We start from the raw sequence: 24,270 nt of genomic DNA, 5'->3' as shown, positions 1-24,270 counted from the left end.
GGCGGCGGCGGTCCACCGCGGCGGGCGGGGCCGGCGTAGCGGGCGTCGGCGGGGCGGCCCTGCCGCGGGGCCGGACGGCGGGGCGCCCCGCGCTCGTTCCGCGGCGGATACTCCACGCCCGCTCCTTTCCCCGCGACCGGCCTCCCGGTGGACGCGCGGTCGAATCACCCGGTTGCCGTAGCGTCGCATATCGATCAGCCGATGTGGCTCACAACACCCGGCTTACGTGTTTTCAGCCACCGTCCTCGCTGGGAGCAGCGTGCTCGCGGCGGCCGCCACGGCGAAGATCGCGGTGAGCCCGTGGACGAGCAGGGTGACCGTGTCCGCGTCGAACCCGTCGGCCGCCTCGAGCAGCGGCGGGACGCACGCGAGTGCCGTGACGACCCAGGTGCTCATGGCCGCGCTGAGCCCGGTGCGGACCGCGTTGAGCAGGTATACCCCGAGCAGCAGCTGGATAAGGTTCTGGATCGGGTCGAGCGGGAGACCGAGCAGCGTATGGCCGGTGTCACCGCCGAACCGGGTCAGTGCGAAGCCGAACAGGCCGATGGTCGCGAAACCGGTGCCGAGCGCAGTCGCCGCGTGGGCGAGCCAGCCTGTCGGCTGTGCCTGATGCGGCGGCACCGAACCGTCGCCGTGCCGTTCGAACCACCAGAACACGATCACCGCCGGTACGGCCAGCAGCCCCAGCGCCATCAGCGGGCGCGGGCCGGCTAGCCAGGCGAGCGCGTCCGAAGGCCGCACGGGCAGGTACACCACCGTCACCAGCAGGAGGACGGCGGCGAGGAACCCGAGGTACAGGCTCATTGGGGCACGCAAGGCGAACCGGACCACCCTCACCAGCACGGGACGCGTGGTCAGCCGGTTCAGCAGAGGTGCGCCCAGCCCCAGCAAGGAAAGCTGGGCCACACCGAGCAGCAGCACCGGCAGCGCCGGCGCGGCCAGCGCGGGCGGCGCGCCCGGGGCGCCGAGCAGATTCGGGTCCGTGCCGCCGACCGTGGTCAGCAGGACCAGCCCGGAGAGCCCCGCGAGCGCTCCGCCCACGAGCCAGCGGCGGCCGGCCAGGCGCCCGAACGAGACCTGCTGGGCGAGTAGCGCGAGCCCGAACGCGGCGAGATAGTGCGGGATCCTCGCGCCGAACCACCCCGCGCTCAACTCGGCCAGCACGACCAGCCCGAGCACCGTGAGCGTGGTCGCGACCGGGGCGCGGCGGTGCAGCGTCAGCATGACCGGAGCGGCCACCATCGTCAGCAGGTAGACGCCCAGCAACCACAACGGGTGCAGCGCGACCCGCATGATCGTCGCGTTCGTGCTGTCCGGAATGCCCAGCAGCTCCAGCGCGAGCGGTACGACGAGCGTCACCACCACGAAGATCAGCGCGGGCCGCAGCAGCCAGCTCGCGCGGTGCGCGAGGTACTGCCGGTACCCGCCGCCGCCGTCGAGCACCGCCTGCCAGCCGGCCGCGTTCGCCCGGCCGCCCGCGAAGAAGAACACCGGCGCCAGCTGCGTGAGCCAGGTCAGCGGCCACAGCCACGACTCGCCCGCGCCCGCCCATCTCGCGAGCTGGATCACCGACTCGCCGAAGATCAGCAAACCGAGGCTCGCGACGCCGAGCGTGACCCAGCTCGAGGCTGGCGCGCGGGCGGGGGCCGGTGCCCGGCGCGGGGTGCGGGCGCGGCGGGCACCGAGCCAGCCCCGCAGCCGGAACGCCAGCAGGCAGCCGATCACCGTGACCCCGGCGAGCATCGGCCCGACCGGATCGCCGACGGGCGGGCCCCACCGCTGATGCCACGAGTTGACCACCAGGCCGGCGGAGTAGAGGGACGCGACGACCTGGCAGGTGCGCGCCGAGCCCATCGGGTTGAGCAGGCACGCGTTGTGCATGTCGAACGAGAGCCGGGCGTCCAGTGACGCGCGCACGCCGGGCGCGAGCGGCTGGCCGATCTTGTCCGCGTAGCGGAGCAGGTCGTAGCCGAGGTCGTGCGCCTTGCACGGCACGCTGTAGTCCCATTTGGTGTTGTCGTCGCCCCACGGCGTCGAGCACCCGCCGTCCACATGCACCGCGCGGACCGTGCCGTCGCGTGCACGCAGTGCACCGGGGACGACGCCGGTCACCTTGGTGAAGTCGGGCGGCAGCAGGCTCAGCGCGGTCGGCTCGGCGCCGGGGTGGGTGAGCGCCTCGATCGCGCGCTGTGCCGCGGCGGCCCCGCCGGTCGGCGGGCGGTAGGGCGGTGAGGACGGCCGCGACGCGACGAAGCCGAACGTCAGCAGGGCCAGTGCCAGCACCAGCAACCAGGCCGAGGTCGACAGGCGCCGCCTCATCCGTGCGGTCTCGGCTCGGGCGATCATGAACTCCAGGGTGGCAGGGACAACGGCTTTCGAACACCGGGGAAACCCCCAGGATCCGCACGTACCCTAGTGGGCCGGCTTCACGCCGTGCGGCCGCCGGTGCTCGGCGAGCCGGACCTGGTTGCGGCCGCCTTCCTTGGCCTCGTACACGGCGGCGTCCGCGGCCTGCATGAGCTTCTCCAGAGAATCGCCGTGATGGGGATACACCGCGACGCCGATGGACGCCGTCCGGTCGGACACCGTGATCTGGTCGCCGCGCTTGTCGGTGGTGACGATGCGCAGCCGGGCGACCGCGGACCTGATGCGTTCGGCGGCGCCGGTCGCCGCGGCCTGGTCGGTTTCGGGCAGCAGCACGAGGAACTCCTCGCCGCCGAACCGGCCCACTACGTCGCTCGGCCTGGTCACCTCGTCCAGCAGCTGGGCGAGGTTGCGGAGCACGTCGTCACCGGCCGGATGGCCGTAGGTGTCGTTGATCCACTTGAAGTAGTCGAGGTCGATCATCAGGATGCCGAGGCCGTCGCCCGCCTTCGTCGCCCGCGCGAGCGCGCGCTCGGCCGACTCCGTCCAGCCGCGCATGTTGTAGACCTGGGTCTTCGGGTCGGTGCGCACGTCGTCCTGCAACTGGTCGAGTTCGGCGAGGCGGTTGAACACGACCGTCACCACGGCCATGATCGCGACGGTCGGTGGGAGGATCACGAGCAGGATGGCGGTCACCGCGCCGAGCCCGATCGTGATCGCCTCCAGTAGGTTGTCCGCCTTGCTGCCGAGCACGCCGCGAATTGTCGGCCTCGCCTGCGCGGCGAGGCTCAGGATGCTACCGACGTAGAGGATCTGCACGGCTTCGTAGACCAGTCCGACGAGCAGGAGCTTGCCGAATTCGCCCAGCGAGCCCGCCACCGTGAGCGAGTCCCATTGTGGCCCGCCGAGTATCACGACCATCTGATGCGCCACCGTCGCGGCGAGCATGTGCGTGATGGAGGAAAAGACGAAGTTGTGCGCGGGGCGGCGCGCGACGAACCAGTGCTGTATGCGAATCAGCAGGACGAGCGCGATCGTCAGCGTGCCCGGAAGAATAATCGCGGCGGGAAAGACCCACACCGCCGTGAGGTCGATCAGGACCGTGCGAACACGATTTCTCCGGCGTTCTTCCTGTCTCCGGGTCATCTGGATGTGCACGGTCGCCCCGGCGGTCAGAATCCCGAAGCGCAACAAATCGAGACGATCGGGTGCGGGCGTATCCAGAAATACGCGGACGAACCAGGCGAGTGCGACGAGTTCGGCCACCACCAGGAATGCGATGAATGGTTTGGGCCGTCGCCACAAAGCCCAATATTGTGGTCTGTACGAGCGGCGAGTATTCACCGAATCACGCGACGTGTCCACCCCGGGGGGGCCGCCGGTGGCCTGGTCCGGTACGCGCGGCAGGCCATTGCCGGCCGGGATGCCCGTTTGCCCCGTCAGCGTCGGCGATCCCGGCCGCGGGTGTGGCGGTGGCACTGGATCACCTTCTCTCGACGAACCCCGCTGCCGCGAGGTAACTTTGCTGTGCCCGGAAGCGCACCGGGTACTTTCCTTCAACAGGTATCATCCCACCGCATACGATCGCACCGCGCGGGCGAAGACCTCGTCCACAGTGGTACGTCGATGCCCGGCCGAGCACCGATCGGAGGTGTTCTTCTTGTCCAACCGCGACTTCTGATGATGCGGAGAGTTGTACGTGGTTGTTTGTGTGCGTGAGGTATGGAGGTGACCCGCCGTGGCGAACCGTGACTTCTGATCGCCGTACTTGAAAACTCGTTTGTTTCGCTGCCGTGGGAGAGGGTGTTCTTCGTGTCGAACCGTGACTTCTGATCCGTGACCGTGCTGCTTCGCGTTTGTTTCGTCCGCAAAAACTGGAGGTGAGCCGGTCGTGTCGAACCGTGACTTCTGATGCCGCCCGGCGGTGTGCTCGCTCATAACGCCCCGGCTGTTTCGGTCTCGTCCCGCTGCAGGCGGGCCCACGACACAGCGAGCGGGATGCCGAGCAGAACGCCCGCCGCGCCCGCGACCGCGATCGCCGTGGTGGCCGAACCGAGCCACTGCGCCACCGCACCACCCACCGCGACACCAAGCCCCTGGGCCACCCGAAGCCCGGTGCGGTACAAACCCCCCGCGCCGCCCCGGAGTTCGTTGGGCACCCACGTGATGAACGAGGCGCCCACCGTGACGATGTACGCCCCGGCCGCACCCGCGGCCGCGAGGGCGACCAGGGACAGGACGAGGTCCGGCCGGACCGAGAACACGAGCAGGCACGCGGTCGGCACGATCGCGAGCACACCCAGCGCCCGCTTCCGCGCCTGCGCGGAGACGTAGCGGGACATCAGGAACACCCCGAGCACGAAGCCGAGCGGGTCCGCCGCCAGTAGCCAGCCGACGGCCTGATCGGGTGCGCCGATCTCCCGGGCCAGCGGGGCCACGAGCCCTTCCGGGATCACCGCGAGGCCCACGAGCCAGGACAGTCCCAGCAGCACCCGGAGCCGATGCTGGCCGGCGACCCACCGGATCGCGCCGAACCAGCTCCCGTCGCCGTTGTCGGCGGCGGGACGCGAAGAGACCCAGCGCGCCAGCGCGAGCGCGCTGATCGCGAAGGTCGCCGCGTCGATGGCCAGCGCGACCGAGGGGCCCGCGGCGGTGACGAGGAAGCCGCCGGAGGCCAGCCCCAGCAGCATCGCGGTGTTCGTGGTGATGCCGCGGATGTCCTGGCTGCGCAGATACCGTTCGTCGTCGCTGAAGATCTCCCTGGTCAGCGCGTTCTGCGCGGCGTTGGACGGGGCGCCGGCGAGCCGGGCGAGCACCACCAGCACGCACAGCGGAACCAGTGGCATCCCGGGAATCGCCATCGCCCCGACGAAGACCGCCTGCACCGCCGCCGAGACGGCCAGGACGCTCCGGCGCGGGAACCGGTCGGCCAGCTGGGCGAGGCCGAGCCCGCCCGCGAGCGCGGGCAGGAAGGTCAGGGCATACGCGATCGCGGACAGCAGCGCGGACCCGGTGCGCTGGTAGACCATCAGTGCGAGCGCCACGATCGTCAGCTGATCACCGACGGTCGACTGCGCTTCGGCCAGCCACACGGTGCGGAACTCGACGTTGGCCAGGGTCGAGCGCATGCTCGGCCGTGCCTGAGTCCTCACCATCCTGCTAGCTCCCCCCTTTCGGGTGAACGCGATCACGCCCACGCATTCTTTCGTCCGCCGCGGGGCGCCGGGAACGGGCACTCACCCAAGCGACAGGAAAGACAACAGCCAGTATGCCGCTTACCGCGCGGAAGCGAACAGTCACTGCACGACGGTATCCCGGGTTTGGCCCCATCCGGACCTGATACCCGACCTTCGGATTACGACGAACGGCGCACACGGTCAGTGCCGCTGACAGCCGCGGCGGTATGTCCCGCTGGTCAGCGATCACTCGTTCGGCGCAGCTTGCTAACCGCTCGTCGTCGGTCGTCTGGCGTTCGAGTCACGGTGACGAAGACTGGTCTCAGGGCCAGTGGGAGCCGGTGATGGCTGCGTCGGGGCTGGCCAGTCGGGAGTGGGAGATGAGCATGGAACTGGCGGGTCTGCGTGACCGCGCGGTGGTGGTGACGGGCGCGGGTCGCGGGCTCGGCGAGGCGTTCGCGGTCCACCTCGCGCAGGCGGGCGTCCGGGTCGTCGCGAACGACATCGACGCCGACCTTGCCGAGCGGACCGCCGCGAACATCCGCGAGCACGGCGGCCGGGCCGTGGCGAGCGGGCACAACGTGGCCGACCCGGACCAGGCCGCGGCCATGGTCCGGGCGTGCGTCGACGAGTTCGGCTCGATCGACGGCCTGGTCAACAACGCCGGGCTGAACTACGAGGCCCTTCCCTGGCAGGAAGAGCCCGATCAGGTGCGTGAGCTGGTCGAAGTCAACGTGCTCGGGGTGATGTACACCGGGATCGCGGCGACCAGGGCCATGGTCGAGCAGGGCACCGGCGGCGCGATCGTGAACATCTCGTCCGGCGCTTCGCTCGGGCAGCGCAAGCTCGGGGTGTACGCCGCGAGCAAGGGCGCGGTGGCCTCGCTGACCTATTCCTGGGCGCTGGACCTGGAGTCGGTCGGCATCCGGGTGAACGCGGTATGCCCCCTGGCGCACACCCGGATGGTCTGGAAGTCCGAACGTTCCCTGCGAAACTGCCCGCCCGATCGGACGCCTTCGCGGATCGCGCCGCTCGTGCTGTTCCTGCTGTCCGACGACGCCGAGGGCATCACCGGCCAGCTCGTGCGCTGCAACGGACCGCAGCTGCACATCATCGGCCAGCCCTACCTGAAGGCCCCGATTCTCGAACGGCAGACCTGGGACACCGAAACGGTCCGGCGTGCTTTCGACGAGGTGTTCAGCGCGCACCTCGAGCCGTACGGCCTGGAAAAGCGCGTGCCGCCGCGGTTGCGGAAATGGACGGGTTCGACCCCGTTGCGGACCGCCTGAGCACGCCTCACGTATACAGCGCGGTGATTTCGGCCGCGTAGCGGTCGTCGATGATCCGGCGCTTGAGCTTCAGCGTCGGCGTCACCTCGCCCGATTCCGGCGTCCACGGTTTCGTGAACAGCTGGTGGCGCTTGATCTGCTCGGCCCGTGCCAGCCTGGCGTTCGCCGCCTCGACCGCGCTCTCGATCTCCTGGCACACCGCCGGATGAGACGCGAGCGCGGTCGCGTCGGTGTACTCGATCCCGCGTGCCGCGGCCCAGCCGGGCAGGATCTCGTCGTCGAGCACGATCAGCGCGGTCACGTACGGCCGGTCGTTGCCGATCGCCACCGCCTGGCCGACCAGCGGATGCTCCTTGAGCAGCCCCTCGATCCGGGTGGGCGCGATGTTCTTGCCGCCGGAGGTGATGATCAGTTCCTTCTTGCGGTCGGTGATCGTGACGTACCCGTCCTCGTCGATCTCGCCGATGTCACCGGTCGCGTACCAGCCGTCCTCGTCGACGGCGGGTTTGATCGAGCCGTCGTCCTGCAGGTAGCCGGCGAACACCAGCGGCCCGCGCACGAGCAACTCGCCGTCCCCGGCCACCTTCACCTCGGTGCCGGCGAGCGGTTTGCCCACCGTGCCGGCGCGGAACTCCTTCGCGCTGTTGGCCGTGACGGCGCCGGTGGTCTCCGAGAGCCCCCACACCTCGTGGATCTCCACGCCGAGCCCGGCGAGGAAGTACAGCACCTCGACCGGCAGCGCGGCGGCGCCGCTGGAGCAGAAGACCAGCCTGTCCAGGCCGAGTAGCTGGCGGACCGGCGCGAGCACGGTGCGGTCGGTCACGGCGATCTTCTCGGCGAGCTCGGCCGGGACGGGCTCGCCCGCGTTCCGCAGCTTGTAGCCCTGCTGCAGCAGCTCGTTCGCCTGCGTGAGCGCGATGCGCCGGTCTTCCGGGGCGTTCGCGAGCATGTTCTTCAAGCCCGCCACCATCTTCTCCCACACCCGTGGCACGGCGAAGAAGCCCTGCGGATGTACGCGGCCGAGCGCCGCCATGATCCCGGTGGGGTCGGCGAGCGTGTGCACGTGACCGACGAGGGTGATCGGCAGGTAGATCGACACCTCGCGCTCGGCGATATGCGCCAGCGGCAGGTAGGCGATGTTCGGGACGTGCAGTGGCATGCCGTGCCTGGCCTGGATCGCGTACGACTCGTGCATCGCGTTGGCGTGCGTGAGCACGACGCCCTTCGGCTCACCCGTCGTGCCCGAGGTGTAGATCATCGAAAGCGGATCGGACGGCTGGATGCCCGCCTGCACCCGCTCGAACACCCCGGGTTCGGCCTCGTGCAGTTCCGTGCCCCGCCGGCGCAGCTCAGCCAGGCTGAGGAACCTGTCGTCGCCGGCCGGCACCGCCTCGCTCTCGATCATCACGACGTGGCGCAGCTTCGGCAGGTCGTCGAGCACCTGCTGCCAGCGCTTGAGTTCGTCCATCCCCTGCAGCACGACGACCGGGGCGCCGCTGTGCCGGGCGACATAACGGATCTGGTCCGCGCTCAGCGTCGCGTAGGCGGTGCACGGGATCGCGGCCAGATGCACCGCCGCGAGGTCGGCGATCAGATGCTCGGGCGAACTCGGTGCCATGATCAGCATCCGGTCGCCGCGCGTGAGCCCGAGATCCGCCAGTCCCCGCGACAGCACCGCGACTTCGCGCCGGACTTCGGCCCACGTGAGGGTCGGCTCGCCGTCGGCGTCGAGCGAGGTCAGCGCGGGCAGGTCGGCGTACTCTTCCGCGTTGCGCCGAAGTAGCTTGACGATGGTCTGGCCCTTGGCCCGGTCGACGACGGACGTCTCGTTGGTCACCGCTGACCTCCTGTGCTCGGCGCGGGTGGACCTACTGTATGTGACGGCGAACACGGGGGATAGCCCTCGGCGCTGGAAAGGACTCGCATGTCGTTGTCGCAGGTGGCGGCCGGACTCGACGCCCGTGACCCGCTGGCGGGGAAGCGGGCGGAGTTCGAACTCGAGTCACAAATGTCTTATTTGGACGGGAATTCGCTCGGCGCACCACCACGCTCGGTAGCCGCCCGGCTGGACGAGGTGGTCCGGAAACAGTGGGCGGGCCGGCTGATCAGGTCCTGGGACGAGGGCTGGTGGCAGGCCCCGGAACGGGTCGGCGACCGGATCGCGCCGCTGGTCGGTGCGGCCGCCGGCCAGCTCGTCGTCGGGGACTCGACGAGCGTCAACCTGTTCAAGGCGCTGGTCGCGGCGGTCCGGCTGAACCCCTACCGGCCCGAGATCCTCGTCGACGCCACCACGTTCCCGACCGACGGCTACATCGCGGCGAGCGCGGCCCGCCTGACCGGGCACGAGATCCGCCGCGTGGTCCCGGAAGAGATCCCGGCCGTGGTGTCGGAACGGACGGCGGCGGCGCTGATCAACCACGTCGACTACCGCTCGGGCCTGCTGCACGATCTCCCGTCGCTCACCGCCGGCCTGCACGCGTCGGGGGCGCTGGCCGTGTGGGACCTGTGCCACAGCGCCGGCGCGGTGCCGGTCGGGCTGGATGCCGCCGGGGTGGACCTCGCCGTGGGCTGCACCTACAAGTTCCTCAACGGCGGGCCGGGCGCACCGGCTTTCCTTTACGTGCCAGCGAAATGGCAGGAGCGCTTCGACCAGCCGTTGAGCGGGTGGGCCGGGCACGCGGACCCGTTCGGCATGACCGAGGGCTACGCGAGCGCCCCGGGTATCGCGCGCGCCAGGACGGGCACCCCGGACATCCTGTCGATGCTCGCGCTGGACGCCGCGCTCGACGTGTGGGAAGGCGTGACGATCGAGCACGTGCGCACGAAAGGGCTCGCGCTGGGCGGGTTCTTCCTGCGGTGCCTGGACGAACTCGTGCCGGGTACCGATGTGCTCACGCCGCGGGACCACAAGCGGGGCAACCAGATCTCGGTCCGGTGGCCGGACGCGAAACGCGTCATGGCCGCGATGACCGAGTCCGGCATCATCGGGGACTTCCGCCCGCCCGACGTGCTGCGGTTCGGGCTGGCGTCGTTGTACGTGCGGTATGCGGACGTGCTTCGCGCCGCTGAGTTCCTGTCAGGATGGCCGGGGTAGCGAGGGAGGTGTGGGAGTCGCCGCCCCGGCCGTTCCCGGATCACTGCGACCGGCGTGACCGAGAAGTTCCTGATGTCTCTTACCTTCCCTGCTCGCCGGGACCCGGACCAGGGCCGAAGGACCCTGTCTGGCCCGGCGCCCGCCGGTTTGTTCAAGACGGGGTTCGAGAACGCTTCCTAGGGTGAGCGCGTGCTTGCCGTACGGAGCCGTCCGGGTGTGATGCCCGCGAACCGCGTGATCTCCCGGGTCATGTGGGCCTGGTCGGCGTACCCCGCTTCCGCCGCGGCGGCGGCGAGGGCCGCGCCGCCTTGCACGAGTTCGTGTGCGCGCTGGAACCGGCGGATACCACTCAGGGTTTTGAGCCCGTACCCGAACAGGTCGCGGCTCGTCCGGCGCAGCGATCGCTCGGTCAGCCCCACCATGCCGGCCAGCCGGGCGACGGGCACACCGCGGCGGGCGCCGCGGTCGAGCAAGGCGGCCAGGCGGATCAGTCCCGGGTCGGGATCCGCCCTCCGCCACAGGTCGACGTATACGTGTTCGAGCAGATCCGGTCCGGCGCCGGGCGTCCCCGTGACGAGGTCCGCCAGCGCGACCCGCCGGTTGACCAGGTCCCCGGCCGGTACGCCGAGCAGCAAGGGCGCGACCCCGGGCGGGAACCGCAGGCCGAACGTGCGGGACCCTGGTTCGGCGCGCACGCTCGTCGCGGTCGCGTCGGGGCCGGCGACCGTGAGGCGGCCTTCGTGCCACATGAGGTCGAGGGCGCCATCGGGCAGCACACGATGCTCGCCGGCGGCCCGCACCTCCCACAGCACGGCCCCGGTCACGGCACCGCGCCTGGCCGAGTACACCACGCGCTCAGCGTCTCACGCCGGGCGGGAAAGGGACATCATGCGACAGAACGTGCACTTCATCACCTTCGCCACCGCCGACCTCGATGCCGCGCGGAAGTTCTACGCCGACGCCCTCGGCTGGCAGCCGCTGGCGGACGTGCCCGGCGAGATCATCTTCTTCCAGGTCGCACCGGGCGTGCTGCTGGGCCTGTTCACCGCGGCCAAGTTCAACCAGGACCTCGCCGACGGGGCGGACCACGCCACCGTGTCGGGAGCGACGCTTTCGCACAACGTGGACAGCCAGGACGCGGTCCGGGCGGTCGTGGACGAGATGGCGGCCGCGGGCGGGACCGTGCTGAAACCACCGCAGTCCGGCGAGTTCGGCGGGATCTTCCACGCCCACGTGCGCGACCCCAACGGCATCATCTGGGAGATCGCCCACAACCCCGGCTGGTGGGTGGAGCCGGACGGCACGGTGCGGATCAGCTGACGATCGGCAGCGGGTTCCGCACCGCCTGCGCGACGCCGTCGCTCAGGCGGGCCGCGGCGACGCGCTCGGCGCTCGGGCGGCCGTAGGACGTCGTGCGCTGCACCAGCGGGCGGCCGAGCGGCTCGACCATGGCCTCCAGCGAGCTGATCGTCTTGTACGAACCGTTGTCCGCCCCGGCCATGCGGCTGATCGTCTCCTCCATCAGGGTGCCGCCGAGGTCGTTGACCCCGCCTCGCAGCACCGCCTGGCAGGTGTCCTCGCCGAGCTTCACCCACGAGCACTGGATGTTGTCGATCAGCCCGTGCAGCAGGATCCGCGCGAGCGCGTGCACCGCCCGGTTCTCCCGCACCGTCGTGCCCGGGCGCGCGAGGCCCGCCAGGTAGATCGGCGCGTTCTGGTGGATGAACGGCAGCAGCACGAACTCGGTGAACCCGCGCCGCCCGTTGCGTTCCAGCGATTCCCGTTGCAGCCGGGCGATCAGCTTGAGGTGTCCGACCCAGTGCTCCGGCGTGTCCACATGCCCGTACATCATGGTCGAAGTGGTGGGAATGCCGAGCGAATGCGCGGTGCTGATCACCTCGATCCAGGCCGACGTCGGGAGTTTGCCCTTCGTCAGCACCCACCGCACGTCGTCGTCGAGGATTTCCGCCGCCGTACCGGGCAACGAGTCCACACCGGACTCGTGCGCGCGCGTCAGCCAGTCCCGAATGGACAGATTGGTCCGCGAGGCGCCGTTCACGACTTCCATCGGGCTGAACGAATGCACGTGGATCTCCGGCTGGCGGCGCTTCACCTCGGCCGCCAGATCGAAGTACGCGGTACCGGGCAGATCCGGGTGGATCCCACCCTGCATGCAGATCTCCGTCGCCCCGGCTTCCCAAGCCTGGTCCACGCGATCACCGACCTGCGACAGCGACAGCGTGTACGCGTCGGCGTCGGTGCGGCGCTGGGCGAAGGCACAGAACCGGCAACCGGTGTAGCAGACGTTGGTGAAGTTGATGTTCCGCGTCACCACAAAGGTCACGTCTTCGCCCACCGCGTCGCGGCGCAGGCCGTCGGCCAGTTCGGCGAGCGCGTCGAGGTCCGCGCCGTCGGCGTGCAACAGCGCCAACGCGTCCTCATCGGACAGTCCGGCCGGGTCCTTTTCCGCGCGCCGCAACGCGGACGCGATGTCCGTGTCCATCCGGCGAACCGTGGCGGGGACCTTCGACTTGAGCGCGTTCCAGTCCCCGTACACGGAATCGAAGTCGCCGCGCCGGTCGCTCGTGCGGCCGACCGTGTCCACCTCGACGTGCAGGTCCGTGCGCCCCTGCTCCTGCCAGCCGCCTTCGGGCTCCTGCCACGGCCTGCCGACGGGCTTCACGTCGCGCGCCAGCCCGGTTTCGGGATCGGCCAGCGCGGCGACGTGGCCCGCGACCCGAGGGTCGAGCCACGGCTCACCGGCGAGGATGTACTCGGGATAGATCGTCAGCCGCTCGCGCAGTTCGTAACCGGTCTCGGCGGTGCGCCGCGCCAGCTCGCCGATCTGCGGCCAGGCGCGCTCCGGGTTCACGTGATCCGGCGTCAGCGGCGAAACCCCGCCCCAGTCGTCGATCCCCGCGCGCACCATCAGTTCGTACTGGCTGCCGATCAGGTTCGGCGGCGCCTGGATGCGCGTCTTCGGGCCCAGCACGAGCCGCGCGACCGCGATCGCCGCCGCGAGTTCCTGCAGATCCGCGTCGGGCGTGGCCCGCATCTTCGTGTCGGGTTTCGCGCGGAAGTTCTGCACGATGACTTCCTGGATCCCGCCGTAGGCCCGTGCCGTGCCGCGGATCGCGAACAACGAGTCCGCGCGCTCGGCGTAGGTTTCGCCGATTCCCATCAGGATTCCGGTGGTGAACGGCACCGAATGCCGCCCGGCGTCCTCGAGTACCCGTAGCCGCACCGCGGGATCCTTGTCCGGCGAGCCGTAATGGGGCCCGCCGCGCTCACTCCACAGCCGGGTCGCGGTGGTTTCCAGCATCATGCCCATCGACGGCGCGACGGGTTTGAGCCGCTGCAGGTCCTGCCAGGTCAGCACACCCGGGTTGAGGTGGGGCAGCAGCCCGGTCTCCTCCAGCACGAGGATCGCCATCGCGCGCACATAGGACAGCGTGTCGTCGTACCCATGCGCGTCGAGCCATTCGCGCGCTGCCGTCCAACGGTCTTCCGGCCGGTCGCCGAGCGTGAACAGCGCTTCCTTGCAGCCCACCGCCGCGCCCTCGCGCGCGATCTTCAGCACCTCGTCCGGGGACAGGAACGGCGTGTCCACCCTGCCCGGCACGGTCGCGAACGTGCAGTACCCGCACCGGTCCCGGCACAGGCGGGTGAGCGGGATGAACACCTTGCGGCTGTAGGTGATCACGCCCGGCCGCCCAGCTGCGGCGAGGCCCGCGTCGCGGACCCGTGAAGCATGCTCCGAAAGCGCCGCGAGATCTTCGTCACGGGCGTGCAGCAGCACGGTCGCTTCGGCGATGTCCAGCGTCTTCCCGTCGCGCGCACGTGCCAGCGCGCGGCGCATCGCGGACGCGGTCGGACGGTCCTGCCCTTCAGCGGATGCCATACGGCCCAACCTAGGTCCGCCGGGTGAGCCATCTCCATGACCGCGCAGGTGATTCCGCCGGCCGGCCGGGAGCGCGACGAGTTTCCGCAGCTCAGTGATGTTGCTGTGGTTGCCGGGACAGCTCGCGGGCGGTATTACCTAAAGTATGGCGTCGATCGTGGGCAAGCGGATCAACGGGCGGACCTTCTACTACCTGGTGCGGTCCGAGCGCGTGGACGGTGCGCCCAAGATCGTGTCCCAGCGTTACCTCGGCGCCGCCGAGGATCTGGCCGCGGCCCTCGACGGTGCGGCCGGATTGCCCGAATCCACAAGGCATCTGACGTTCGGTGATGTCGCCGCGGTGTGGTCCACCCTGGAGCGACTCCAGGTGCGCCGCACGATCGAGGGTGCCCTCGGCCCGCGGCGCGCGAAGATCGCCATGTACCTGACGCTCGCCGTGCTGCATCGCGCGACGGGGTCGTGCACCGGGCTGGCCGAGTGGTGGAAAAGCGCCGCCGCGGCGCGGTTCGTCCGGCCACGGCCTCCCGCGGGCGCCGTGAGTGACGAAGAGTTCTGGCGGGTGACCAGGCGGCTCACGAGGCCCCAGCTGGAACGCATCGAGGACGCTGTCTCCGCGCGGATCGACCTGCCCGACCCGACCACGCTCGCCGTGGACGTGCCGAACTTCGCGACCTACGCGGAATCGGACACCGCCGACGCGACGCTCGCCGGGCTCAGCGCGATCGTCAGCCGTGACGGCGCGATCCCGCTCGTGTCCCGCGCGTACCTGCGCGGTGGGCACGGGGTGGAGCCGTTCGGCGTCGCGGTGGAGCGGCTGGGCGCGCGCCGGCCCGGGGAGGTGACGGTCGTGTTCGACACCGGGCAGCATGCGCAGCTGGACCTGGACTCCGGACCGCATTTCGTGGGTGCCCTGCCGCTCGGCGACTTTCCGGACCTGCTCACGCGGCCTGCCTCGGCCCGGCGGGCGGTGGATCCCGGCCGCTATCCCGGGCTGACCGCGCTCGACACGCGCGCCACGGTCTTCGGCGCGAGCCGCCGCGTGGTGCTGACCCATTCGGCGCGGCTGCACGCGGCCCAGGCACGGAGTTTCGCGCAGGCGCTCAGCGGCGCGACCCGCCAGCTGGACGGGCTCGCGCTCGCGCTGGCCGCCGGTTCGAACCGGCGCCCGAGGGAGCAACTGCTCACCGACATCGCGCGCATCACCCGCGTGCGCTGGGTCGACCGGGTGCTGAGCGCGCGCCTTTCCGGCACGCGGCCCGGCGAGCTCCGGCTGGAATCCCACATCGACCAGACCGCGCGCGCCCGGCTCGACGAGGAGTTCTTCGGCAAGCAGCTACTGGTGACCGACCACGACGACTGGCCGGTCGCGGACGTCGTCGCCGCGTACCGGGCGCGATACCACCTCGATTCGACCTTCCGCATGCTGAACGGTTCGTTCGTCGCCGCGCCCGCGCCCCGATGGGACTGGAGCGAGCATCGGATCGCCGTGCACTCGCTGGTCAGCGCGCTCGCCACGGCGGTCACCCACCTGATGCGGCGCGAGGCCGACCGCGCCGGGCTCGATCTGTCCGTGCGTGAACTGCTCGACCAGCTGGCGCGCATCGGCGAGACCGTGCTGCGCTACCCATCCACCGGCGGCCGCCCGCGCACGCGCCGCATCCTCACCGCCCGCGACGCGACCCAGCAGCAGCTGTTCGATCTGTTCGGTCTGGCCGCGTACGCGCCCTGAACCCGCAGCCTCTAACATCGAGGTCCGAGAGCGGCGCGAGCATCGGAAAGTTCCTGTTGAAGAGGTTGTGTCCGACAACCCAGAGCCGGACGAGGCTTCAACCGACTGACTCCCGGATCACAGCGGCGGGCCTTCTCCCACCTCTAAACCTGCAGCCAGGCGGCCGTGTCGGTGGGGAGCTTCCCGTTCGGTAACGGTTCGCTCGTCAGCAGCACTCGCTCGTGCGGTGGCAAGGGAACCGGCGTGGGGGAAAGGTTCACCGCGCACACGAAACCCGGTTCACGGCTGAACAGCAGCACGTCGGCGGGGGAGTCCAACCAGGACAGTTCGCCTTCGCCGAGTGCGGGATGCCGGCGCCGCAGATGCAGAGCCTTGCGATACAAGGAAAGCATCGAATCCTCGTCGCGCAGCTGGGCTTCCGCGGTCAGGGCGCTCCAATGTCCCGGCTGGGGCAGCCACGATCCGTGAGGGCCGAAGCCGAACGGCGGCTCGGTTCCCCGCCAGGGCAACGGAACCCGGCATCCGTCGCGGCCGCGTTCGGTATGGCCGGACCGTTCCCAGGTCGGGTCCTGCAGGACCGCTTCGGGCAGGTCCTCGACTTCTTCGAGCCCGAGTTCCTCGCCCTGATAGACGTAAACGCCGCCGGGCAGGGCGTGCATCAGCAACAACGCGGCGCGGGCACGGCGGCGCCCGACCTCAAGATCCGACGGCTGCCCGGGATCCGGCCGACCGTAGCGTGTCACGTGCCGGACGACGTCGTGATTGGACAGTACCCAGGTCGCCGGGGCGCCGACGGCGTGCAGCGCGCCGATGCTGGAGTCGATCACCTCGCGCAGCTTCACCGGATCCCAGGCGGCACGCAGGAAGTCGAAGTTGAACGCGCTGTGCAGCTCGCCGGGGCGGACATACCGGGCGAGTCGTTCGGGATTGGCCACCCACGCCTCCGCGACGAAGATCCTGTCCTCGCCGTATTCTTCGACGACCCGGCGCCATGAGCGATAGATCTCGTGCACGCCGTCGCGGTCCCAGTGGGGATGGTTCGCCCGGTCCGGGGGGCCGGTGATCTCCTCGTGGTCGATGCCCAGATCGGGCAGGTCGGGCTGCTTGATCAGCCCATGCGCGACGTCGATGCGGAACCCGTCGACCCCGCGGTCGAGCCAGAACCGCAGCACGGCTTCGAACTCCGTGCGGACTTCGGGCAGTTCCCAGTTCAGGTCCGGCTGGCTCGAGTCGAACAGGTGCAGGTACCACTCGCCGTCGGGCACCCGGGTCCACGCCGGACCGCCGAACACGCTCTTCCAGTCGTTCGGCGGCGCACCGGATTCCTTGCCGTGGCGGAAGATGTAGCGTTCGCGCGCCGGCGAACCTGGCCCCGCGGCCAGCGCCTCGGCGAACCACGGATGCGCCGACGACGTGTGGTTGGGCACAAGGTCGATGATCAGGCGCAGGCCGTGCTCATGTGCTTCGGCGATCAGCGCTTCCGCCTCGGCCAGCGTGCCGAACAGCGGATCGATGTCGCGGTAGTCGGCCACGTCGTAACCGCCGTCGGCCATCGGGGACGGGTACCACGGCGTGATCCACACCGCGTCCACACCCAGGTCGCGCAGGTACGGCAGGCGTGCGCGGATACCCGCGAGATCGCCGACCCCGTCGCCGCTCGCGTCGGTCAGGCTCCGGATGTAGATCTGGTAGATCGCCGCGCTGCGCCACCATCGGGTGTTGACCGGCACTTGCTGCCCCTCTCCATACGGCTACCGGCCAAGCCTAACCGGAGGAGCGCCGTCCATCGGCCGGACAACCAGGGGCGCCCGCCCGCGTGCTGCACGGTCGACGCGGCGGCTTCCATGCCTGCGCCGGCCGTCTCATGGGCGATCTGCCCGGCCACGACGACGGTCATGGTCAGTGGCGACCTAATCGGGGGATGGGCGAAACGTGTCAGCGGGACCGTTCGGTCTGATTGCCGTCCTTTTCGAGCCTCTTCGCCTTGTCGCGTTCGCGGCGATGGCTCTGCGGCTGGCCCTCGTGCTTCTCGGCCAGTTCCGGACCGCCCCACTTCTCGTCGTTGTCGTTTTCTTCGAAGCTGTGTCTGGCCATCGTTCCTCCCGGTTCCGACCTGTACCGGAGTGCCCACAAGCGTGGCCGTCAAACCTGTTTCAGCTGGTAGTCGCGTTCCACCCGCCACCCGTTACCGCGGCGTCGGCCGAAAAACCCCGGCCGGGTGTTGCGACCGCGAACCGGCGAACGTTGTCCAGGTCTCCGGGGCCGATGCCTTCCGGAACCTCAAACGCGGCGCCCGTAGGCCGCCGGGGTGGTGCCCTTCCAGCGTTTGAACGCGTGGATGAAGCTGGACGCCTCCGCGTAACCGAGCCGGATCGCCACGTCCTCGATGGACAGCGCCCCGGTCGTCAGCATCTCCTCGGCGAGTGCCATCCGGACTTCGTCGAGCAGCGTGCGGAAGCTCGTGCCCGACTCGTCGAGCTTCCGGCGCAGCGTCCGCGTGCTCATGCCCAGTTCGCGGGCGACCGCGGGCATGCCGCCCGCCAGCGCGCCGAACCGGGTGAGCCGCGCGCGGACCTCGTCCGCGATCCCGGCCCGGCTGCGCCGTTGCGACACGAGCGTGCGGCACTGCGACTCGCACAGCGCGACGGTCTGCGGGTTCGCGAGTGGCAGTGGCGCGTCGAGGAACGTGGCGTCGAAGGTGCCCACGTTGCCCGGCTGCGCGAACCGGGGCCGCACTCCGAAGATCGCCGTATATTCCTCCACAGTGGAGGGTTCGGGATAGCGGAGATTCAGTGACAGCAACGGAACTGGCGTCGGCAGGAGTTCGGCGAGCATCGTGTGGATCGCGGCCAGGTCCCGCTCGACGAGGAAGCGCGCGACGTCGTCGGGTAGCGCGGTGTCGTCGAGTTCCATTTGCACCCGGTCCCCGGCCACGACCGCTCGCGGCATGCTGAACGCGAAGCTCAGGTCGAGGTAGCGGAACGCGAGGTTGACCGCGTCGCGTACGGTCGGGCTGCTCAGGAACGCGAAACCGAAGATGCCGAACGTCGCGGCGTGGTACTCGCGGCCGAGCGCGAGCCCGGCGTCGGGCAGCGCCGCGGCGAGGTTGCGCACGACCCCCAGTTCCTGGCGCGCTTCGACCTCGGCGGCGGAGTCCTGGAGCCGGGCCGGGGTCAGCCCGCTGCCGGCCAGGACCTCGTCCATGCCGAGACCCCGTTCGCCCGCGAACCGCGTGAGCAGGCGGACGCTCGCGATCCCGCGCGGGAAGTCCCAGTGCCGGACGACCGGCTCGGCCAGCTGCGTCATGGCCGGAATTATGGATCGGCTGTCCGCTGTTGTCTTGGCCGGGGGGTGGGCGAACGCTTACCGTCCTGCATGTGAACGCGACGACGGGGTCCGCCCGGAGGCCGAAGGTCGCCATCATCGGCGCCGGGTTCGGCGGGCTCGGCATGGCCGTCATGCTGGACCGGGCCGGTTTCACCGACTTCACGGTCTTCGAGCGGGCCGGCGACATCGGCGGGGTGTGGCGTGAGAACACCTACCCGGGCGCGGCCTGCGACGTGCCGTCTCCGCTGTACTCGTACTCGTTCGCGCCCAACCCCACCTGGTCCCGCCGGTACTCGGAGCAACCGGACATCCTCGACTACCTCCGCCGGACTGCGAAGGACGCGGGCGTGCTGGACCGGGTGCGGCTGAACACCGAGGTCACCGGCGCCGAGTTCGACGAGGAGACCGGACGCTGGCGGATCGAGACGGGCGACGGCGAGACGGTCGAGGCGGATGTGCTGATCCCCGCGGTCGGCCAGCTCTCGCGGCCGGCGATGCCGGACATCCCGGGCGCCGGCACGTTCACCGGGGAGATCTTCCACTCGGCACGGTGGCGTCACGACGTGGACCTGAGCGGTAAGCGCGTGGCCGTGATCGGCACCGGGGCGAGCGCGATCCAGTTCGTGCCGCGGATCCAGCCGGAGGTCGCGCACCTGACGGTGTTCCAGCGGTCCGCGCCGTACGTGATCCCGAAGCCCGACCGGGCGTATCGCGAGTGGCACCACCGCCTGTTCCGGGCGCTGCCGGTCACCCAGCTGGCCGGGCGTCTCGGCGTCTGGACCAGCGGCGAGTTCCTGACCATGGCGCTGACTTCGGCCCAGCCACTGGGAAAGATCGTCGAGCTGCTGTTCCGGACCCAGCTGCGGCTGCAGGTGCCCGACGCGCGGCTGCGGGCCCGGCTGATCCCGGACTACCGGGCCGGGTGCAAGCGGGTGCTGTTCTCCACCGAGTGGTTCCCGGCGCTGACGAAGTCCAATGTGGACGTGGTGACCGACCGGATCACCGGGATCACTCCGGACGGCGTGCGCACCGGGGCGGCCGAGCACGCGGCCGACGTGATCATCTACGGCACCGGCTTCAAGGCGACCGAATTCCTGGCGCCGATGCGGATCCGCGGCGCCGGCGGGCGCGAACTGGCCGGCGAATGGGCCGGCGGCGCGCACGCGTACCTCGGTATCAGCGTGCCCGGCTTTCCCAACATGTTCCTGATCTATGGTCCGAACACGAACCTCGGCGGTAACTCGATCATCTACATGATGGAGCACCAGTGCCGGTACGTCCTGCAGATCCTGGAGCAGATCGCCGCCGGCCGCGCGTCCGTCGTGGACGTCCGGCGTGAGGTCGCCGAGTCCTTCGACGCCGAGGTGCAGCGCCGGCTTTCGCGCAGCGTGTGGAGCGGCTGCCAGAGTTGGTACCGCGACGAGAGCGGCCGGATCTCGACCAACTGGCCCGGGCTCGTCTGGGAATACCACCGTCGCACCGCGAAGCCCGACCTGACCGCCTACCGCAACCTCGCCCCAACAACAGCCTCCTAACCACCACCCTCGGCCGGCGGAGGGTGGGGTTACTGGGGGACGCCGCCTAGGCGGGTTAGTTTTGACTGGCCGGGCTCGACTGGGGCGCCGCAGTGCGCGCAGACGGGTTTCGTGTGCAGTTCGGCGCCGCACGAGTGTTCCCACACCGTCGGCGCAGGGCCCTCGGTCACGTACTCGTCGCCCCACTGCATGAGGTCGTGCAGGATCGGGCCCAGCGCGCGGCCCGCCTCCGTCGGCACGTATTCGTAGCGGGGCGGGTGCTCTTCGTACCGTTCCTTCGTCAGCACGCCGTGCTCGACGAGCTTGCGCAGCCGGGTCGCCAGGATGTCGCGGCTCGCGCCCGTGTTCGCCGCGATCTGGTCGAACCGCCGTTGCCCCAGCAGCACCTCGCGCAGCGCGACGAGCGTCCACCGCTCGCCGATCACCTCGAGCGCGTTCGCGATCGAGCACTTCCGTGCGGGCATCCGCTCCTCCTCGTCTTGAATTCCAACTTAGCACGTCAGAGCCACTATGCAGGGGTGCGGCCGCAGGGTGCGGAACACCACAGCCACGGGCCGGGAAGAAACCCCGGTCTGCGCACGTTGAGGAGGCGGCTGGTTGGCACGTCTCGTGCACCCTCACCGAACGCGGAGCGGGTCGAGCCATGCCTGACACACGATGGAGAGGAGGCGGCAAGGAAATGCCATATCAGGGCGACTGGCAGGAGCGAGCCGCCTGCCGGGACGAGGACCCCGAACTGTTCTTCCCCGTGTCCGAGATGGGCCCGGGTGCCCGGCAGGTCGCGCGGGCGAAAGCCGTCTGCGCACGCTGTCCGGTCCGCGCCGAGTGTCTCGAGTACGCCCTGGACACCGGCTTGGACCACGGCATCTTCGGCGGTATGACCGACACGGAGCGGCGGAAGCTGGTTCGCCGTACGCGTGCGGACGCCGCTTGAGCACGCTTCGCCGAAGGCCCGCTGACCCGGAACCGAGGTCAGCGGGCTTTCTCTTGCCAGCGGTAGACACCCTGTGCTTTCCCTGCAGCTGTGAGATATTTGCGCTGTGAACCCCGTCGAGCCAGAACCGCAAGCCGAGCCCCCGAACGGGCAGACGGTCCGTGTCACAGTGGAAAGACACGACGCGGCCACGGTGCTGGTGGTGTCCGGCGATATCGACATGGTGACCGCCCCGGACTTCGAGAAACATCTGCGGTCGGCGCTGCGTGACCGTCCGCGCACGCTGGTCGTGGATCTCGGCGGGGTGGAGTTCCTCGGCTCCGCCGGGCTGACCGCGCTGGTCGCCGCGCGCCAGGAGGCCGGCACGCACACCAGGCTCCGGGTGGTCGCGCCGAGCAGCGCCACCGCGCGCCCGCTGCAGCTGACGGGTCTGGATCAGGAGATCCCGGTGTTCGCTACTCGGGAGGACGCGCTGTCCGGCTGAGCGCCAGCAGGGCCACGTCGTCGGTCGGGGCGGGGTCGAAGCCGGCGATCAGGTCGGTGAGCGCGTCGACAGTCTCGCGGGCGCCCCGGGGGTTCGCCTCGCCGAGGAAGGCGTGCAGTCCCTCCTCGCCGAACGGCGCCCCGTCCGGGCGCGCCTCGATCAGGCCGTCGGTGTGCAGCAGGAGCGTTTGCCCTTCCGCCAGGTGCAGCGTCCTGGTGACGAAGGTGGCGTCGCGCAGCGCGCCGACCAGCATCCCGCCCTCGGGCCAGACCTGGCGCACTTCGCCCTCGCCCAGCCACAACGCCGGGCAGTGACCGCCGCCGGCCAGCGTGACCTTCGCGAAGTCCTCGGCGTACCACCCGACCAGCAGCGTGCAGCATTCGCGCAGATGCTCGTCCCGGAGGAGGGCGTCGTTCAGTTCCGCGAGCGCGTCTGCCGGGGTGAGCCCGCGGAACAGGGCCGACCGCAGCGTGTAGCGGGCGAGGGAGGTCACCGCCGCCGCGGGCGCGCCGTGACCGGCTACGTCCCCGACGAAGAACGCCCACTGGCGTTCGCCGAGGAAAAGCACGTCGTAGAAATCGCCGGTCACGTCGCCCGGCGTCGCCGAGTGATAGTGGCAGGCCAGCTCGAGTCCGGGCACCCGGGGCAGGGCCGGCGGCAGCACCGTCTGCCGCAGGGTCGAGGCGATCGCGGTGACCGTGGCGCGGTGCTCGTCACTGCGTTCCCGCTGCTCACGCTCCTGGCGCAGGGTGGCAAGCGCGGAAAGCCTCAGCTCGAGCTCGTCCATGACGACAGCGGCGAGATCTTCGAGCGTCGCCGTGTCGACCGGCCCGGTCTCGCGGGGCTTGGTGTCCAGCACGTTCACCGTGCCGAGGCGGTGGCCGTCGGCGGTGATGACCGGCGCGGCCGCGTAGAACCGGATGCCCAGATCGCCGTGGACCAGCGGGTTGTTCACCGTGCGCGGGTCGGTGAGCGCGTTGCGCACCACGTAGGGCACGTCGGACGTGATCGCCGACGAGCACAGCCCGGGGTCGCGGCCGATCTGCCGCACGGCGAGGCCGCTGGTCGCCTTGAACCAGATCCGGTCCGTATCCACCAGGGACACCGTGCCGATGGGCGTGCCGAGCAGGCGGGCCGCGAGCTTCGCGATCCGGTCGAACGCCCCGTCGGGCGGGGTGTCGAGGATGTCGTAACGGCGAACGGCCGCGAGCCTGGCTGCCTCGGTGAGGTCAGCCCGGCTCGCGGCCGTTGCCTGCGACAGCAGCTGATCGGTGGCCACTCCCGCACGGTATTGGCTCACGGAGCCAGATCACAACCGGTTCACGCGACGTTCATCGTGTCGGGGTCCGGCCCCGTTCACCCACCGCAGTCCAAAGTGGACAGCCGGTCGAGATCGGCCCGCGCCGCTGTGAAGCCGAAAACGTCCAGGTTCTCGCGAGTCCGTGCCCGGCCGCCCTTACCGACCCCGCGCGTGTGGGCCGGCACGACGGGCGAGCGTCAGCCCGCCGTCCAGGGGCGGAGCTTCTCGGGGTTGCGCATCGCCCAGATGCGCGTGATCCGCCCGCCGGCGACGTGGAACGCGAACACCGTCGCGGTGACGCCCTGGTACCGCGCGACCAGTCCGGGCTGCCCGTTGACCATGCGCTCCAGCAGCGTCAGCTCGCCTGCCCGGCTGGTGAGGTCGGTCAGGTAACGGGCGATCCGGTCACCGCCCTCGATCGGGTGGAGGTAGGCGGCGGCGAGCCCACCGCCGTCGGCGATGGTCGTGGCGTCGGGATCGAGGAGGCCGATGAGGGCGTCGATGTCCCTGGCTTCCCACGCCTGCTTGAACTCCCGCACGATGGCGGCCTGTTCGGCCGCCGGCGCCGTCGGAACCCGCGAGGCGCGGATGCGGCGGCGTGCGGAGGAGGCCAGCTGGCGGCAGGCCGCGGGTGTGCGGCCGACGATCCGGGCGACTTCGGCGAACGGGTAGCGGAAGACATCGTGGAGGACGAACGCGACGCGTTCGGCCGGGGTCATCGATTCGAGCACGACGAGGAACGCCATGCTGATCGACTCGTCGAGGGTGACCCGGTCGGCGGGGTCGCCGTCCGGGTGTTCGGGCAGCGGCTCCGGCAGCCATTCGCCGGTGTAGGTCTCGCGCCGGGCCCGAGCCGAACCGAGCAGGTCGAGGCAGATGCGGCTGGCGACCGTGGTCAGCCAGGCGCCGGGGGATTCGATGGCCTCCTGCCGCTCCCGGGACATCGCGTACCAGCGGGTGTAGGTGTCCTGGACGGCGTCCTCGGCCTCGGTCAGCGAGCCGAGGAGCCGGTAGGCGAGATTGATCAGCCGGCGCCGCTCGCTCATGATCGCGGTCAGGCCGGGCTCCGGCCCTGGTCGGGTGGTCATGGTGCACCGGCTCCCTCGTTCGCGGCTGCTCTCACCGGTTCGACGGAAC

General features: G+C 70.3%; 20 protein-coding genes. 7 read left to right on the top strand and 13 right to left on the bottom strand.

Going from position 1 to position 24,270, the window contains the following annotated elements:
- Positions 1–222: 222 nt before the first annotated feature.
- From FG385_RS17785 to FG385_RS17775, 3 genes are all read right to left on the bottom strand, one after another.
- Positions 223–2,346 carry a phospholipase gene (locus FG385_RS17785; RefSeq protein ID WP_139097858.1) on the bottom strand — a complete coding sequence of 708 codons (2,124 nt, stop codon included), beginning with the start codon at positions 2,344–2,346 and terminating at the stop codon, positions 223–225.
- Positions 2,347–2,412: 66 nt separating this feature from the next.
- The gene (locus tag FG385_RS17780; protein ID WP_139097881.1) at positions 2,413–3,669 is read right to left on the bottom strand and encodes a GGDEF domain-containing protein; all 1,257 of its coding nucleotides are present in this window, start codon (positions 3,667–3,669) and stop codon (positions 2,413–2,415) included.
- A gap of 629 nt (positions 3,670–4,298) precedes the next feature.
- Positions 4,299–5,492 carry an MFS transporter gene (locus FG385_RS17775; protein ID WP_139097880.1) on the bottom strand — a complete coding sequence of 398 codons (1,194 nt, stop codon included), beginning with the start codon at positions 5,490–5,492 and terminating at the stop codon, positions 4,299–4,301.
- A gap of 428 nt (positions 5,493–5,920) precedes the next feature.
- On the opposite strand from FG385_RS17775, the gene FG385_RS17770 reads away from it, so the two are divergent.
- Positions 5,921–6,829: an SDR family NAD(P)-dependent oxidoreductase gene (locus FG385_RS17770; RefSeq protein WP_139097857.1), complete on the top strand. Its 909-nt coding sequence runs from the start codon at positions 5,921–5,923 to the stop codon at positions 6,827–6,829.
- A 7-nt stretch (positions 6,830–6,836) separates the two neighbouring features.
- On the opposite strand, the gene FG385_RS17765 is transcribed toward FG385_RS17770, so the two are convergent.
- Positions 6,837–8,666: an AMP-dependent synthetase/ligase gene (locus FG385_RS17765; protein ID WP_139097856.1), complete on the bottom strand. Its 1,830-nt coding sequence runs from the start codon at positions 8,664–8,666 to the stop codon at positions 6,837–6,839.
- A gap of 87 nt (positions 8,667–8,753) precedes the next feature.
- Here FG385_RS17765 and kynU point away from each other — a divergent pair, with 87 nt between their 5' ends.
- A complete protein-coding gene (gene kynU / locus FG385_RS17760) occupies positions 8,754–9,923 on the top strand; it encodes a kynureninase (RefSeq protein WP_139097855.1) in 1,170 nt (389 codons plus the stop codon).
- A gap of 176 nt (positions 9,924–10,099) precedes the next feature.
- Here the strand turns inward: kynU and FG385_RS17755 are convergent, their stop codons facing one another.
- Entirely contained in the window at positions 10,100–10,774 is a 675-nt protein-coding gene (locus FG385_RS17755) for a helix-turn-helix domain-containing protein (protein WP_200834506.1), read from the bottom strand.
- A 37-nt stretch (positions 10,775–10,811) separates the two neighbouring features.
- Here FG385_RS17755 and FG385_RS17750 point away from each other — a divergent pair, with 37 nt between their 5' ends.
- On the top strand, positions 10,812–11,243 hold the full coding sequence (locus FG385_RS17750) for a VOC family protein (RefSeq protein WP_139097854.1): 432 nt from the start codon (positions 10,812–10,814) through the stop codon (positions 11,241–11,243).
- On the opposite strand, the gene FG385_RS17745 is transcribed toward FG385_RS17750, so the two are convergent.
- Positions 11,236–13,824 carry a bifunctional FO biosynthesis protein CofGH gene (locus FG385_RS17745; RefSeq protein WP_139097853.1) on the bottom strand — a complete coding sequence of 863 codons (2,589 nt, stop codon included), beginning with the start codon at positions 13,822–13,824 and terminating at the stop codon, positions 11,236–11,238. The two genes, FG385_RS17750 and FG385_RS17745, sit on opposite strands and share 8 nt — an antisense overlap.
- Before the next feature lie 145 nt (positions 13,825–13,969).
- Here FG385_RS17745 and FG385_RS17740 point away from each other — a divergent pair, with 145 nt between their 5' ends.
- Entirely contained in the window at positions 13,970–15,553 is a 1,584-nt protein-coding gene (locus FG385_RS17740) for an IS1634 family transposase (RefSeq protein ID WP_139097852.1), read from the top strand.
- A gap of 143 nt (positions 15,554–15,696) precedes the next feature.
- Here FG385_RS17740 and FG385_RS17735 read toward each other — a convergent pair whose 3' ends face one another.
- From FG385_RS17735 to FG385_RS17730, 3 genes are all read right to left on the bottom strand, one after another.
- Positions 15,697–17,283, bottom strand: a complete 1,587-nt coding sequence (locus FG385_RS17735) for a glycoside hydrolase family 13 protein (protein WP_139097851.1) — start codon at positions 17,281–17,283, stop codon at positions 15,697–15,699.
- Between the two features lie 205 nt (positions 17,284–17,488).
- Complete coding sequence (locus FG385_RS33970; RefSeq protein WP_160148838.1) at positions 17,489–17,647, bottom strand: hypothetical protein; 159 nt, start codon at positions 17,645–17,647, stop codon at positions 17,489–17,491.
- A gap of 186 nt (positions 17,648–17,833) precedes the next feature.
- Entirely contained in the window at positions 17,834–18,859 is a 1,026-nt protein-coding gene (locus FG385_RS17730) for an AraC family transcriptional regulator (RefSeq protein WP_139097850.1), read from the bottom strand.
- Positions 18,860–18,930: 71 nt separating this feature from the next.
- Between FG385_RS17730 and FG385_RS17725 the strand changes: the two genes are divergently transcribed.
- Positions 18,931–20,415, top strand: coding sequence for a flavin-containing monooxygenase (locus FG385_RS17725; RefSeq protein WP_235022620.1), 1,485 nt, complete (start codon positions 18,931–18,933; stop codon positions 20,413–20,415).
- Between the two features lie 29 nt (positions 20,416–20,444).
- On the opposite strand, the gene FG385_RS17720 is transcribed toward FG385_RS17725, so the two are convergent.
- Positions 20,445–20,879, bottom strand: coding sequence for a winged helix-turn-helix transcriptional regulator (locus FG385_RS17720; RefSeq protein ID WP_139097849.1), 435 nt, complete (start codon positions 20,877–20,879; stop codon positions 20,445–20,447).
- Between the two features lie 215 nt (positions 20,880–21,094).
- Between FG385_RS17720 and FG385_RS17715 the strand changes: the two genes are divergently transcribed.
- Together FG385_RS17715 and FG385_RS17710 are read left to right on the top strand one after the other, a co-directional pair.
- A complete protein-coding gene (locus FG385_RS17715; protein WP_139097848.1) occupies positions 21,095–21,349 on the top strand; it encodes a WhiB family transcriptional regulator in 255 nt (84 codons plus the stop codon).
- A gap of 106 nt (positions 21,350–21,455) precedes the next feature.
- Complete coding sequence (locus FG385_RS17710) at positions 21,456–21,833, top strand: STAS domain-containing protein (protein ID WP_235022619.1); 378 nt, start codon at positions 21,456–21,458, stop codon at positions 21,831–21,833.
- On the opposite strand, the gene FG385_RS17705 is transcribed toward FG385_RS17710, so the two are convergent.
- The 3 genes from FG385_RS17705 to sigJ all read right to left on the bottom strand — a co-directional run bounded on the left by FG385_RS17705 (position 21,805) and on the right by sigJ (position 24,221).
- Complete coding sequence (locus tag FG385_RS17705) at positions 21,805–23,112, bottom strand: PP2C family protein-serine/threonine phosphatase (RefSeq protein WP_235022618.1); 1,308 nt, start codon at positions 23,110–23,112, stop codon at positions 21,805–21,807. The two genes, FG385_RS17710 and FG385_RS17705, sit on opposite strands and share 29 nt — an antisense overlap.
- A gap of 77 nt (positions 23,113–23,189) precedes the next feature.
- Entirely contained in the window at positions 23,190–23,318 is a 129-nt protein-coding gene (locus tag FG385_RS35325; protein ID WP_268815932.1) for a hypothetical protein, read from the bottom strand.
- Positions 23,319–23,330: 12 nt separating this feature from the next.
- A complete protein-coding gene (gene sigJ / locus FG385_RS17700) occupies positions 23,331–24,221 on the bottom strand; it encodes an RNA polymerase sigma factor SigJ (protein WP_139097847.1) in 891 nt (296 codons plus the stop codon).
- Between the last annotated feature and the right edge of the window lie 49 nt (positions 24,222–24,270).

The organism is Amycolatopsis alkalitolerans, assembly GCF_006152065.1.
In the GTDB taxonomy this organism is placed as follows: domain Bacteria; phylum Actinomycetota; class Actinomycetes; order Mycobacteriales; family Pseudonocardiaceae; genus Amycolatopsis_E; species Amycolatopsis_E alkalitolerans.
Note: the sequence above shows the minus strand (reverse complement) of the source record. Positions and strands in the feature narration are given on the sequence as shown.